The following is a 13,751-nucleotide window of genomic DNA, read 5'->3' on the forward strand; positions in this document are numbered from 1 at the left end:
GTTTTGTATGATCATGCTCCTGAGGAAGGAGTTCATTCAACAAATGGGTTTACGTGTTTTTCCGACGTAGATTATCCGCATAAACCGCTAGAATAATTACACAGCCTACAACGACCGTTTGCCATTCTTGTGGCACCGATAATATCCGCAAGCCATTCGTCAGCACACTCATAATTAAGGCCCCGATCACCGTCCCAACAATCGTGCCTTTTCCACCACTTAGAGATGTTCCACCGATTACGACAGCCGCGATAGCCTCTAGCTCATAGCCCATTCCTAATGCTGGCTGTGCTGAATTTAATCGAGAAGCCATAATGACACCAGCTAATCCTGTAAACAAACCCGCTAACGTATAAATTTTTATTTTCCAGCGCTTCACATTCACACCTGATAAAAGAGTTGCCTCTTCATTACTACCAATAGCAAAAGTAAAGCGCCCGATAACCGTTTTAGACAAAATGAGTGCTGCGATCATAGCTACGGCAAAAAAGAGCACAACTCCATTAGGGATTCCTGGAATAATTGTCCCTAGTGCAATATTGGAGAATATCGGAGTGTTTGTAAAATAGATCGGTGAAGCCCCTGAAATGACGAGAGCCATCCCTTTTGCAATCATCATCATAGCTAACGTTGCGATAAAAGGTGGAATATTCATCTTAGCAATCGCTAGCCCGCATAATAATCCACATATTGCTCCAGTTACTATCCCGACAAATACACCGACGATGATAGGGAATCCCAAAGTTGTAATCATTACTGCTGTCATCACTGAGGAGAGTGTCATGACTGTCCCGACAGATAAATCAATCCCACCCGTTATAATGACAAATGTTGCTCCAAGCGCCAAAATACCGATAACAGCCGTAGAAAGTAAGATACCTATAATATTCGAAAATTGCAAAAAGTTAGGTGAGGCAATAGAAAAGAAGACAATTAATAAAATTAAACTAGTAAATGCCAATAGTTGTTGAACAGCACCTGATTGAAATAGAAAACAACCTTTACTAAAACGATTTATGAATTCAACCCTTTTCATATGAATTCCTCCATACTTTTGCGTTTTGTTGCATAGGTCATAATCGCTTCCTGTGAAGCGTTTTCATAATCCAATTCTCCAGAAATCCTTCCCTCACACATGACGATCACTCTATGACTCATTCTCAATATTTCTGGTAATTCAGATGAGATCATGATGATCGCTTTTCCCTGCTTAGCTAACTCATTCATTAACTTATAGATTTCCCCTTTTGCTCCAACATCAATTCCTCGCGTCGGTTCATCAAATATCAAAATATCACAATCTCTTGTTAACCATTTGGCGATGACAACCTTTTGTTGATTTCCTCCTGAAAGAAATTTCACTTGCTGATGCACCGACGGCGTCTTAATCGTTAGCTGCTCAGAAACAGCACGTGCTGTTTCAACCATGTCCTGATCTTTCGTCCAACCGAATGGATACAAAAAGTGCTTTATAGAGGAAATGATGATATTCGTTTTCACATCCATATCAACCATTAGTCCGAGTTGTTTACGATCCTCTGAGACATAACCAATGCCATGACGAACCGCATCATTAGGGTTTTTAATCGTTACTTTTTTCCCTTTAACATAGATTTCACCACTCGTGATAGGGTCTGCACCAAAAACAGCTCTTGCCACCTCTGTTCTTCCAGCACCCATCAATCCAGCAAACCCAACAATCTCTCCCTTTTTCAAATGGAAGCTAACGTGTTCAAGCTCTCTGTTGCACAATTGACGAACGTCTAATACAACCTCTTCCGTTCGAGATTCTACGTTCGGCTTCAACTGTTGATCGATCTTTCTTCCGACCATCTTTGTAATTAATTGATCAATCGATACACCCTTTGTCTGAAACGTATCGATATACGTACCATCTCGTAAAATGGTCACTCGATCCGTTATCCTCTTCAATTCTTCCATTCGATGTGAAATATAAATGATTCCGACTCCTTGTTTTTTTAAATCGGCAATAATAGAAAACAATCGATCAATCTCACTATTAGTTAAAGCTGCTGTCGGTTCATCCATAATGAGAATTTTCGAGCGAAAGGATAAGGCCTTAGCAATTTCAACCATTTGCTGTTTAGCAACAGAAAGCTCTGAAACAAAGGATTTCGGATTGATTTGAAGATTTAATTGATCGAATAAGGACAGGGTATTTCGATTAAGCTCTTGCTCATCTAGAAAAAGTCCTAATTTTCTCCTTGGTTCTCTGCCAATGAAAATATTTTGAGCAACTGTCAAATCTGGCATTAAGTTCAGCTCTTGATGAATGATACTGATCCCTAAATCTTGAGCTACTTGCATATTCGTTATCTCTACTTCCTCCCCACAGTAAGTAATGGTCCCCTCATCCTTTTCATAAATTCCTGTGAGGATTTTCATTAAGGTTGACTTTCCCGCCCCGTTCTCTCCTAAAATCGCATGAACCTCACCACTATTCAAATCAAAGTGGACATTTGATAATGCACGCACACCAGGGAAATTCTTTGAAATGCCGTCCATTCGTAACAAATTCTCACTCATCGTCACCCTCCTAATAAAAGTGGAATGATTTCATTTTTAACGATAAAGCGGGCCATAATTGGAGCATGCTCGATAATCGGCTCCTTCTAAATCATAACTACCAAACATCGACCAAGCACTTGGACGGAAAATAGCTTCGTTAGAAATATTGTGCATATTGACAGGTATTCGAAGCATTGACGCTAACGTAATTAAATCAGCTCCAATGTGTCCATAGCTCACTACACAATGATTCGCTCCCCAATGATTCATAACCGAATAGACATCTTTAAAAGCTCCCTCTCCTGTTAATGTTGGGACAAACCAAGTTGTCGGCCATGTCGGATCTGTTCGCTCATCTAATAGTTGGTGGACATGCTTCGGTAATGTCACTGTATACCCTTCTGCTAGTTGTAGCACTGGTCCAAGTCCTTTCACTAAATTTAATCGAGCAATCGTAACAGGCATATTTCCCTTCGTTAGAAAGTTACTTGAAAACCCTCCTCCTCGGAAATATTCGGTATTAGCAGGTCTGAAGCTTGTTGCATCTAAGCATTTCGTCACTTCATCTTCTGTTATTTGCCAAAAAGGCTTCATAGCTGGTGTTCCACCAATCTCTTGCTCCCCTGTCCCATCCAATGCGGCTGCACCAGAGTTAATTAAATGAATGACTCCGTGCCGCGCCTTTCCTTCTAAATTTTCACCTGTTACACGTTTAATCGCACTAGGACTCCAATACGTTCTTACATCAGCGAATATTTGTGCCGTATTTGTTAGCAAATGACCGAATAGCATCGTAACCGCATTTAACGAATCATTTTCCGTCGCAACAATGTATGGCGCGCGAATACCATTCCAGTCAAACGATGAATTTAAGAATGCCTCCATAAAATCTCCATTCGGTAGGAAATCCGTCCACTGACGTTGCCCTTGAAAGCCTGAAGCTATCGCATTTCTCCCTGTTGCTTCTTCCTTGTAGCCTAGATCAGCTAGCTTCTCATTACCTACCATTAGATCACGAGTAATCATCGCCATTTTTATACTCATTTTTAAATCTTCTTCCTTCTCCTGATCACTCCTTGCACGGCTCTTCGGATTACGATCAGCACCGATGTGACAGTTATCCTTCACCCAAAGACATGCACGTTCAAATTCATCAGGATCATATATCTCCTCTTGAACGCGACGGAGGATTTCGGTCATATCAACATACTCATTTCTCATACCTAAGTAATCTTGAAAGAAATCCTCATCAATCATGCTTCCAGCAATCCCCATTGATACCGATCCCATTGATAGATACGATTGATCCCTCATCATCGCCACCGTTAATCCTGCCTTTGCAAATCGTAGCAACTTCTCTTGCACATCAACTGGAATCGTTTCATCTTCAATATCCTGCACATCACGTCCATAAATGCCAAAAGCCGGAATCCCCTTTTGGTTATGAGCCGCTAAAACAGCTGCTAAATAAACAGCACCAGGCCGTTCTGTCCCATTAAATCCCCAAATCGCATTTGGTTTGACTGGATCCATATCCATCGTTTCTGATCCATAGCACCAACAAGGTGTGACAGTAATGGTTAATCCAACAGATTCTTGTGCAAATTTCGCTTTTGCCTCTGCCGCTTCAGCCACCCCTCCAATGCATTGATCAGCAATAACAACCCGTACCGACTCACCATGATTGTCATATAGACTTGACTCAAGCAATGTCGCCACAGACTGCGCCATGGTCATCGTCTTCTCTTCTAACGATTCACGTACGCCTTTACGTCTTCCATCAATCGTCGGACGTATTCCAATCGCAGGCCTATTTCCGATTAAACGTTCTACCTTAGTCATCTTCACTCACCTCTATTAATGTCTTAAAAGATTCATAGGCTGTTTGCCAACCTTCTTCCACAGCCGGTTGATAGTGCTTCACATCAAATGAACGCTTAACGATGCTTCGAGCCTCTTGAAGGTTCCCAATTTCCCCTAACGCTATCCATTGAGCAATCGCATTTCCAATTGAACTAGCTTCAACAGGGCCTACTATCACTTCTCGGTTCGTTGCATTTGCAACAAACTGACAAAATAATTCGTTTTGAATGACGCCACCTCCCATATGAACCGTCGAGAACCGTTTATGAATGACTCGTTCTAATTGATCCATCACAAAACGGTATTTCAGCACAAGACTTTCGAGTATACACCTAAGAATTTCAGCAGGGGTATGAGGGATAGGTTGATTCGTTTCCTGACAATAACGCTTAATTTCCGCAATCATATGTTCAGGATTAAAAAAACGATGATGATCTGGGTCAATAAATGAACGAAAGGGGTCAGCCTCCATCATTAGCTTCTTCTCTTCTGCATAATTAAATTCAACACCCTGCCGCTTCCAAATCGTCCGACATTGTTGCAAGAACCACATTCCCATTAAATTCTTCTGTAGTCGATACCCCCCATCTATCGTTCCCTCATTCGTAAAACCATTCTTCCTTGCTTCGTCACTCGTAACGGGCTTTTTGACGGGCACACCAATAAGTATCCATGTACCACAGCTCATAAATGCTGAACCTTCCTTTTCAATCGGCAAAGCTGCGAGTGCACTAGCTGTATCATGACCTCCTACATTGACTACCTTTAGTCGATTCATTTGTAATTCACCATTAATCGACGGCAATGTATACCCTGAAGTCGTACACGGCTTCACGACAGGTGCTAATATTTCATGTGAACAACCAATCTCCTGTAACAGACCCTTTGACCAATCTTGGTCTGTTACAGACAATAACTGAGTTGTTGAACTAATCGTATATTCATTTTGCTTTTCACCTGTTAAAAAGTATGTTAATAAATTTGGTGTTAATAGAAGCGACTCTGATTGTTCGATTAACGCCGGATTACTATTGGAAAGCGCATACAATTGAAACAACGTGTTAATTGGAGAAGAGGTCACGCCCGTTAATTGAAACAATTCTTTTTCTGGAATCCTTGTGAGCACTTGCTCCATTGCTTGATCATTTTGAGGATCACGATAACAATATGGATTTGCTAGTAATTCACCTGTTTTCGATATCAATCCAAAATCGACTCCCCAAGTGTCTATCCCTACGCTTGCAAGCTCCATATGATTTCTCTTCAAGCCTATGAGCATTGCTGCTTTTATTTCCCGGACAATATTTAAGACATCCCAATATAAATGGTTCATTAATGAAATTGGTTCATTGACAAATCGGTACTCCTCTTCAAGAAATAAACGTTCCCCATCAAATCGAGAAAGCATTAAACGACCATTAGATGCACCGATATCAAACGCCCACACTCCCTTCATGATTCTCACCTCCTACACATCATGTTGGTTTCTTCAATAAAGTCGCACGATATTTTTCACTTGATAGATTTCTTAATTCCTGACACTCTTCATCTGTTAAAAGTCGAGGTGTTCCAACAGATTGTGAGATCGCATACACTTTAGCCGCTTCTTCTACTAGCTGCATATAGAAATATGCCTGCTTCATCGTTTTTCCAATCGTTAAAACACCATGGTTCCTCATCACAACGACATCATGATGTGAAATGACGTTATCTACTGCATCCGCTAGCACATTAGTAGTCGGAATTAAATAATTTATATACGATACACTTTTAACCATAGCGGGAAAATCAGGGAACATACTAGGAATCTCCTTCCCAGTAGAAGCTACGGCAACCGAATAAGTCGGATGCGCATGTAAGATTGCTTGAATATCTGACCTCCTTCTGAAGCAAGCCAAATGCATGGACAGTTCAGAAGATGGCTTCAAATCACTGATCACTTCCCCTGACGCAATGTGGACTTTCACCCATTGATCATCAATTTCTTGTAAATCAAAACCACTAGGAGAAATATACATGTAGTCTCCATCACGCATGCTTAAATTCCCACCAGCACCAACGACTAATCCTGTTTGTACGACCTTGTTAGCATACTCGTTTAACACATTCAACATTTTCAAGCTCCAACTCCTCCTTTTTTCCTCTTTACTTACTTCTTTTGATCACTCTTGTCGATTTGCGTATATGGATATTCGGTTGAAGAACAACCTTTCGGGCTTCCGTTGTCATCTTTTGCTGTACATGTTCAATTAAGAACTGAATCCCAATTCGACCAAATTCTTGAGCTGGCTGAGCAGCTACAGTAAAGAAGGGATCAAAGTACACAACTGGTTCTACCTCATCAAAGCAAACAATCGAAACATCTTCAGGCACTTGAAGATTCATATCCTTTAACGCTCGAATGGTATTAATCGCAATGAGATTATTAGCGGCAAAGATTGCCGTAGGTCTTTTCATTTTTGGTAACGCATACAATCGTTCGATAATATCTGCTACACTTTCGCTGTTATAATCAACCTCGGAAATATAATGGTCATATACAGGCAATTCGTTTAGCTTCAATGTCTCACAATAGCCTCTTTTTCGTTCACGAGAAGTGGAAATACTAAGAGGACCATTAATAAAGGCCACCCTTTCATGTCCTAAAGAAATAAGATGCTCCATTAACCTTCTACTTCCTATATAGCTGTCACCAATAACGTAATCTCCATTAAATGCTGCAATGGTTCGATCAATTAATACAACTGGAATCTTGTGTGCAGTTAATCGTTCAATTTGCTTAATCGAATGATCACAGGTCGGGGCAAGCAACACACCATCAACTCTTGCAGACAAGACTGAATCGATATAATGAACCTCTTTCTCCCTACTCTCATCTGTATTACTCAGCAACAGTCGATAGCCTTTTTTAGCCGCTTCATCCTCTGCTCCTCTAGCGATTTTTGAAAAGAATGGATTAGAAATATCAGGTAACAACAAAGCTAGATTATTTGATTGATTCGATGTTAAGCTTCTTGCTGCAGCATTTGGGACATATCCAAGCTCCTTAATCGCTTTCTCTACTTTTTTTCTCGTTGATTCTCTCGTGTTGCCGGTATGATTAATGACTCTAGATACAGTCATTGGAGAAACACTCGCTCTTTTCGCAATGTCATATATCGTTACCATCTCATCCATTCCTCATTGTTCATTTGTTAGTAAGATGTGTATGATACCGATAACATGAATATGCTTGATTTTATGTCGCCTCCTCTTTCTCTTTCCCCTACCACATATCTAATGGTTAACGTCTACGCCCAATACTAGCCGTTAACTGTTACTGAAAATATGTATATTTATTACAGCACACGTACGATAGAAAACATTTAAATAACTAAAGAATTTCATGGAAAACGATCAATAAGACTAGCAATCTATTGTAAAATGAATAAACGACCAACAATGAGAAAGTGGGAAATGAGATGAAATTATCCAGTATCATAAGTAATGGGATGGTTCTTCAACGACATCAGACGATCACCATATCTGGCGAAACAAAACCCTCTCAAACGATTCAATTATCCTTTCTTCACCGTACATATGAAACGACATCTGACCGTCATGGGAATTGGGCAATTGTGTTAGGAAGCTTTAACCATGGTGGCCCTTATGTAATGACGATTTCAGCTGATGAAACGCTCGTCATAGAGGATATATTCATTGGGGATGTTTGGTTGTTAAGTGGTCAGTCAAACATGGAGCTACCGATAAGGCGCACACTCGATTTATTTTCCGAAGAAATGAAAGCGGTTCAAAACCCTTCCATTCGCCAATTTTCTGTACCACAAACATATCAATTTCATCAACAAAATGATTTCCTAGAAGGGGGAAAATGGACGAAAGCGATCCAAAATGAAGTGTTAGACTTTAGCGCTGTCGGTTATTTCTTTGCGAACGAACTATATAAAAAATACGAGGTCCCGATCGGACTTGTTCATGCTGCTGTCGGTGGTACACCAATTGAAGCATGGATCAGTGAAAAGACTTTGCGCGAGCTTCATGTCTATGACGAAGAATTACACCAGAACAAAGATGATTCATATGTTTCACTTACAAAGCTTCAAGATGAAGAGCGGCATACTAAATGGTATGAGCAATTAAATGCGAATGACCTTGGATTGCAGAAGCCCGCTTGGTATGAGGAGAACCTTTCAACGAATGATTGGCAAGAGTTCAGCGTTCCGAACTCCTGGAAGAGTAGTGAACTTGAGTCATTAAGAGGAGCTGTTTGGTTTCGAAAAGAATTTCAATTATCTGATGAAATGTGTACGGAGAATGCGAAGCTCATGCTCGGTACGATTATCGATGCTGACGATACGTATATAAATGGCACACACATCGGTTCAACGGCATACCGCTATCCACCAAGACGTTACAACATACCAGCTGGAATATTGAAGCCTGGCAAGAATACGTTAGCCGTCCGCGTCATAAGTACACAAACGACAGGAGCCTTTGTAACAGACATGCCCTATAAGCTTATCGTCAATAGCAACGAAATCAATCTTGAAGGTAGTTGGAGCTATAAGATTGGAGCGATAACAGAAACACTTGATCCACCAACTTTTTTCCAATACAAACCGACTGGAATGTACAATGGAATGATTGCTCCACTCAAGCAAATGACTATGAAAGGGGTCCTTTGGTATCAAGGTGAATCCAATACAGCTAACCCAAGCGGCTACGCTCAGCTTTTTGCCAAGCTCGTTCATGATTGGCGGACGAATTGGCAGCAACAAGACCTTCCTTTCTTATACACACAGCTAGCAAATTTAGAAAATGGAGACCCTCATCATCATTGGGCGATCTTACGTGAGGAGCAGCGCAAATCTCTTACCATTCCGCACACAGAGATGGCTGTAACCATTGATGTCGGTGAGCAGAATGATCTGCATCCACAAGATAAGAAAAGTGTCGGTCAGCGACTCGCCTTATGTGCTAGACATATCGCATATGGTGAAAATATCGTGTATAGTGGACCACACTATAAAGAAATGAAACGAATCGATGGTAAGATCAAGCTATCATTCGATCATATCGGAAGTGGTTTAGTGACCAAAGGTGGGGAGCTACAAGCGTTTGAAATTTGTGGTTCGGATCTGAATTTCTTCGCTGCTACGGCGAATATTAAAGATGATCATGTCATCGTATACCACGATCAAATCCAAAACCCCGTACATGTACGCTATGCATGGTCCGATAACCCTGTGGAAGCAAATTTATATAATAAAGAAGGATTGCCAGCATCGCCATTTACGACTGAGTAACATCCGACTTAATGGTGCACATATTGTCGGGTACCTTCAAGAGAGGTTTGTTATTCTTGAATCGAAGGGAGGTCATTTAGTTGGATTCACTGAAACGAATGAATGAAGCGATCAGTTACATTGAAGCGAACTTAACGGAAAGCATGGACTTAGCAAAGGTCGCACAGCTTGCTCATTGCTCCGAATATCACTTTAAACGCATGTTTTCGTTTCTAGCAGATATCACCTTATCTGAATATATTCGGAGAAGGCGGCTCACATTAGCCGCGTTCGATCTCAAGCATTCCAATGATAAGGTGATTGATATTGCTTTGAGATATGGCTACAGCTCACCCGATGCTTTCACTCGTGCTTTTCATAGTATCCACGGTGTAACACCAACCGATGCTAGAAACAATGGCTCATCGTTAAAAGCCTATCCGCGTATGACCTTTCAATTATCCATTCAAGGAGGAACAGAAATGAATTACAGATTGGAACAGAAGGAAGCTTTTCGAATTGTCGGATTAAAAGAGAGGGTACAGCTAGCACCAACTGGGGATAATCCCCAAATCGTAAAAATGGTGGAAACGACTAGTGATGAAACATATTCGCTGCTTGAACAGCTTTCTAATGTTTCCCCAAGTGGAGTGATTAACGTATGTGCCAATTATTCGGAAGAGGATTCTAGTGAGGGGGAGCTTGATTATTATTTAGCTGCCGCTACAACAAAGCCTTGTCCCCCTCACCTTTCTGAGCTTCACATCCCTCGCTATACATGGGCCATCTTTGAAATAGAAGGCGATTGGTCTCAGGTGCAAACAGCATGGGGACAAATTTATTCGGAATGGTTTCCAACTTCAGGATATGAGCATGCAGGCGGGCCAGAAATATTGGCAAGCGCCAATGAAAAAAGTGAGATTTGGATTCCTGTCATAAAAAAATAACACTTCATGCACACCAAAGCCCTTAGGTTCAGTTTCTGCTGACACTAAGGGCTTTTATTTTCATCTCGGTTATATGTTACTCATAACCATTATTACACTTAAAAAAGCTCCTCAATGAACACTCCGCTGAAATTTCAAATAAAGCACATACAACCATCCTAGCGTCACAGCTCCTCCGCCTGTTATAAGGAACACAACATTCATAGGGTTAACAGTACCATTTCCATTCATCGCTACACTGAACGCCTCCACTCCCCACGTCAACGGAATTGCATAACTTATCCATGTCCACCATCCATCAAATAAATAAGGAACGAGCGGGGCAATCATGACAAGATTAACAAGCTTCGTATAAGCAATTCCCTCGACTTTATTTTGAGCGAACGACGCTAAATACATCGTAATGACAGGCCCCAACAAGGAAACGACGACAACAGCCGCTACGAATGTGCTCCAATGAACAGATTCACGAAACAGGAGAACACATCCCATTACCATTGTGATCATTAAGGAAAGAAAGGCCGGAAGTGAAATCCGATACCAAATGTAACCAGCTTTTTTTAACGGGGTAATCTCCATATACTGCAAAATTCCATCATCTTTTTCGTCTAATAATAAATACCCTGTTAGCATCCCTACCATCATTGGCACCATTGTCATGATCATCGCAATGATAAATACTCGATGATCCATCAGTTGAAAGTGACTAAACTGAACGATTTGCTGATCTATATAGGGCAACCCAAACGTAACGAGCATATACATTAAAAATGGAATCGTGAACACAAGCAGCATTAATGGATCGCGAATCGTACTGCGAATATCCCCCTTGAGAAATAAGACGATTTTCTTCATTGTGAGCATTCGCTTCTTACTATGCTGCGTATTCATACCGACACCTCCTTGCTTTCACCTGTTTGAGCAGATATATATTTACGAAATCGGTAGAAAGCAATTGAAAATGCTACTAACGTCCAAATGATAAGCAAGCTAAAATGGACAAGAGACTCATTATGTATCAGCCCTGAACCTTCTATAGATAATTGCAACAAAACGAGCACAGAATAACTCGGCATGATTTCAAATATGGAAAAAGAAATCCAATTCAAGTAATGAAGAAACGGCGTACATAGAACGAGCAATAGAATGATGGAGCGAAACATAAAATGATTAAGAGATGGTGCATCGATGGAAATGCTCATTCCACAAGAAGTAAAGAAAAAGCTACATAGAACAATCGTCAACGACAGTAATAGGAAGGAGGTGGTTGTTCCTAATGTCACCGTGACAATAAGAAGACTCGTTAACCAAGCGATAAGTGTTAATGAAATGATTTTAGAAAGCAGATAGGTGCTTAGCTTCAATGGTGTAATAAACATGTACGTTAATAGCTGCTGATTTCTCTCTAGCATGATAATCGTCCCGACAAAGAACAAGCCTAGCGTTCCTGGGTCAGTAAATATAATCAAAACCGTCCAAAAGCTACGATAATCACTTGGGATAAATAATAAAATCGCTATATAGACAACCGTAAAAAAAGCATATACATAATAGAACCCGTGCCTAAATTGAAACTGAACATCCTGTTTCAACAATCTCATCATTGGAGATTCCTCCCCGTAACAGCAATAAAGATATCTTCTAATGTCTTTTCTTCTGTTTCAATCTTGATGATTTGATCGCGTTCTAGAATGGTTTGAAACGTCGTTTGTTGTCCGAGCTTCTTAAGTTCGAACTGCTCGCTTCTTTCCACACCGTCACTTTCATAAACGACAGTGACGGTCTTCTCACTATATTGCTTCTTCAACACATTCGGTGATTCGACCAATTTAACACTACCATCGACAATGAAGGCGACTCGATCACAAAGCTCTTCAGCTACACTCATATTATGGGTATTTAATATAATCGTTTTTCCTTGCGCTTTCTTCTCTAAAATAAAGTCCTTTACTTTCTTCACATTAACAGGGTCTAAGCCTGATGTCGGTTCATCTAAAAAAATAAGCTCTGGATCATGTAAAAAGGCCCGACAAAGATTCAAGCGCATTTTCATTCCTTTTGAAAACTCTGAAACCCGTGTATGATAAGCATCACTTAGCCCCATCTTAGCCATTAGCTCCTTCCCATCTAACCGATTCTTTCTATAAAATGATTGAAAGAATTGTAGATTTTCAGCAGCTGTAAATTTTTGATAAAAATTGGGCGTTTCAAACGCCACACCTAGTCGATTATAAAAATCCGTATGCTTCACTTTATGATGTAAAACGGTGACATCACCTTTATATCCTTTTAACACGCCAATTAAGATTTTTTGTAACGTACTTTTGCCTGCACCAGATGGACCTAAAAACCCAAAAATTTCTCCTTCGTCTATCGATACATTTATATCTTGAATCGTCGGCTCTACGTTCTTTGGATACGTAAACGTTAAGTCCTGTACTTGAATCATCACTCAACCTCCTTAAATACTCTCATTGCGATCGCTTCAGCAAGAAAGTGTAAGCTTTCCTTATACATCTTTTCACCAATTTCCTTTTCATGAATCATCATTAGAAAAAGCGCTCTTAACGCTCCACTCACGATATCATTTGATAGCTGAGAATCGATTTTCCCTGCCATCCTTAACTGATCCAACAACGGTGCTAAACTGACCGTATCCTCTTTTCCATGCTCGTCTAAAAGTTCCTTAGGGAGCTTTCGTACAACCATTTCATATTCATCTGTCGTATAAAGCCTTCTAATCAACGGATATTGCTCAACCTGTTTGATTGCTTCAATGAGTCCTTCTGCTAATACGTCTGCATCGATCGTTTTCTCCGAAGCAAACTTAATCATAAGCGCCTGCTTGATCTCTTCCTCATCTTCCTCTAGCAAACGAAAATAAAGAACCTCCTTTGAATCGTAAAATTTATAGAACGAGCCTTGCGCAATTCCAGCGTACTCTGTTAAATCCTTTATACTCGTTTTTTTCAATCCAACAGATCCGAACAGTCGTCTTCCGGCTTCCTGTAACTTCTCTTTAATGTGCTCTTGCTCTTCTTGATTAAAGCCACTTGGCATTTCAGTTCACCCTCTTTTATGAATATTTTTATTTTTTATTCATACGTTCATATTATAGAAATACTTA

General features: G+C 40.4%; 12 protein-coding genes. 2 read left to right on the plus strand and 10 right to left on the minus strand.

The window, feature by feature from the left end; translation table 11 throughout:
* Window positions 1-49: 49 nt before the first annotated feature.
* Genes MW695_RS03795 through MW695_RS03820 form a run of 6 tightly spaced genes read right to left on the minus strand, consistent with a single transcriptional unit; the run spans window position 50 to window position 7,569 of the window.
* Window positions 50-1,036: an ABC transporter permease gene (locus MW695_RS03795; RefSeq protein ID WP_247103531.1), complete on the minus strand. Its 987-nt coding sequence runs from the start codon at window positions 1,034-1,036 to the stop codon at window positions 50-52.
* Complete coding sequence (locus MW695_RS03800) at window positions 1,033-2,547, minus strand: sugar ABC transporter ATP-binding protein (protein ID WP_247103532.1); 1,515 nt, start codon at window positions 2,545-2,547, stop codon at window positions 1,033-1,035. Before MW695_RS03800 ends, MW695_RS03795 begins: the two co-directional genes overlap by 4 nt.
* A 36-nt stretch (window positions 2,548-2,583) precedes the next feature.
* Window positions 2,584-4,371, minus strand: a complete 1,788-nt coding sequence (locus MW695_RS03805; protein WP_247103533.1) for an L-fucose isomerase — start codon at window positions 4,369-4,371, stop codon at window positions 2,584-2,586.
* Complete coding sequence (locus MW695_RS03810; RefSeq protein WP_247103537.1) at window positions 4,364-5,848, minus strand: rhamnulokinase; 1,485 nt, start codon at window positions 5,846-5,848, stop codon at window positions 4,364-4,366. Before MW695_RS03810 ends, MW695_RS03805 begins: the two co-directional genes overlap by 8 nt.
* Window positions 5,849-5,867: 19 nt before the next feature.
* Window positions 5,868-6,506 carry a class II aldolase/adducin family protein gene (locus MW695_RS03815; RefSeq protein WP_247103738.1) on the minus strand — a complete coding sequence of 213 codons (639 nt, stop codon included), beginning with the start codon at window positions 6,504-6,506 and terminating at the stop codon, window positions 5,868-5,870.
* 31 nt (window positions 6,507-6,537) lie between these two features.
* Window positions 6,538-7,569: a LacI family DNA-binding transcriptional regulator gene (locus MW695_RS03820; protein ID WP_247103538.1), complete on the minus strand. Its 1,032-nt coding sequence runs from the start codon at window positions 7,567-7,569 to the stop codon at window positions 6,538-6,540.
* A gap of 284 nt (window positions 7,570-7,853) precedes the next feature.
* On the opposite strand from MW695_RS03820, the gene MW695_RS03825 reads away from it, so the two are divergent.
* Window positions 7,854-9,698, plus strand: a complete 1,845-nt coding sequence (locus MW695_RS03825; protein WP_247103539.1) for a sialate O-acetylesterase — start codon at window positions 7,854-7,856, stop codon at window positions 9,696-9,698.
* An 80-nt stretch (window positions 9,699-9,778) separates the two neighbouring features.
* Window positions 9,779-10,624, plus strand: a complete 846-nt coding sequence (locus MW695_RS03830; protein WP_247103540.1) for an AraC family transcriptional regulator — start codon at window positions 9,779-9,781, stop codon at window positions 10,622-10,624.
* 111 nt (window positions 10,625-10,735) lie between these two features.
* Here MW695_RS03830 and MW695_RS03835 read toward each other — a convergent pair whose 3' ends face one another.
* From MW695_RS03835 to MW695_RS03850, 4 genes are read right to left on the minus strand one after another with little or no spacing between them, the layout of a single operon-like run.
* Window positions 10,736-11,515 carry an ABC transporter permease gene (locus MW695_RS03835; protein ID WP_247103542.1) on the minus strand — a complete coding sequence of 260 codons (780 nt, stop codon included), beginning with the start codon at window positions 11,513-11,515 and terminating at the stop codon, window positions 10,736-10,738.
* Entirely contained in the window at window positions 11,512-12,228 is a 717-nt protein-coding gene (locus MW695_RS03840; RefSeq protein ID WP_247103543.1) for a fluoroquinolone export ABC transporter permease subunit, read from the minus strand. The genes MW695_RS03835 and MW695_RS03840 overlap by 4 nt, the downstream gene beginning before the upstream one ends.
* A complete protein-coding gene (locus MW695_RS03845) occupies window positions 12,225-13,073 on the minus strand; it encodes an ABC transporter ATP-binding protein (protein ID WP_247103544.1) in 849 nt (282 codons plus the stop codon). Before MW695_RS03845 ends, MW695_RS03840 begins: the two co-directional genes overlap by 4 nt.
* Entirely contained in the window at window positions 13,073-13,684 is a 612-nt protein-coding gene (locus MW695_RS03850; protein WP_247103549.1) for a TetR/AcrR family transcriptional regulator, read from the minus strand. The genes MW695_RS03845 and MW695_RS03850 overlap by 1 nt, the downstream gene beginning before the upstream one ends.
* Window positions 13,685-13,751: the final 67 nt, after the last annotated feature.

This window comes from Halalkalibacter sp. APA_J-10(15) (assembly GCF_023017105.1).
Classification (GTDB): Bacteria; Bacillota; Bacilli; order Bacillales; family Bacillaceae_D; genus Halalkalibacter.

Excerpts from the sequence above, each read along its gene's own strand:
- MW695_RS03795 (WP_247103531.1), bottom strand. The coding sequence starts at position 1,036 with ATGAAAAGGGTTGAATTCATAAATCGTTTTAGTAAAGGTTGTTTTCTA.
- MW695_RS03800 (WP_247103532.1), bottom strand. The coding sequence starts at position 2,547 with ATGAGTGAGAATTTGTTACGAATGGACGGCATTTCAAAGAATTTCCCT.
- MW695_RS03805 (WP_247103533.1), bottom strand. The coding sequence starts at position 4,371 with ATGACTAAGGTAGAACGTTTAATCGGAAATAGGCCTGCGATTGGAATA.
- MW695_RS03810 (WP_247103537.1), bottom strand. The coding sequence starts at position 5,848 with ATGAAGGGAGTGTGGGCGTTTGATATCGGTGCATCTAATGGTCGTTTA.
- MW695_RS03815 (WP_247103738.1), bottom strand. The coding sequence starts at position 6,506 with ATGTTGAATGTGTTAAACGAGTATGCTAACAAGGTCGTACAAACAGGA.
- MW695_RS03820 (WP_247103538.1), bottom strand. The coding sequence starts at position 7,569 with ATGGATGAGATGGTAACGATATATGACATTGCGAAAAGAGCGAGTGTT.
- MW695_RS03825 (WP_247103539.1), top strand. The coding sequence starts at position 7,854 with ATGAAATTATCCAGTATCATAAGTAATGGGATGGTTCTTCAACGACAT.
- MW695_RS03835 (WP_247103542.1), bottom strand. The coding sequence starts at position 11,515 with ATGAATACGCAGCATAGTAAGAAGCGAATGCTCACAATGAAGAAAATC.
- MW695_RS03840 (WP_247103543.1), bottom strand. The coding sequence starts at position 12,228 with ATGATGAGATTGTTGAAACAGGATGTTCAGTTTCAATTTAGGCACGGG.
- MW695_RS03845 (WP_247103544.1), bottom strand. The coding sequence starts at position 13,073 with ATGATTCAAGTACAGGACTTAACGTTTACGTATCCAAAGAACGTAGAG.
- MW695_RS03850 (WP_247103549.1), bottom strand. The coding sequence starts at position 13,684 with ATGCCAAGTGGCTTTAATCAAGAAGAGCAAGAGCACATTAAAGAGAAG.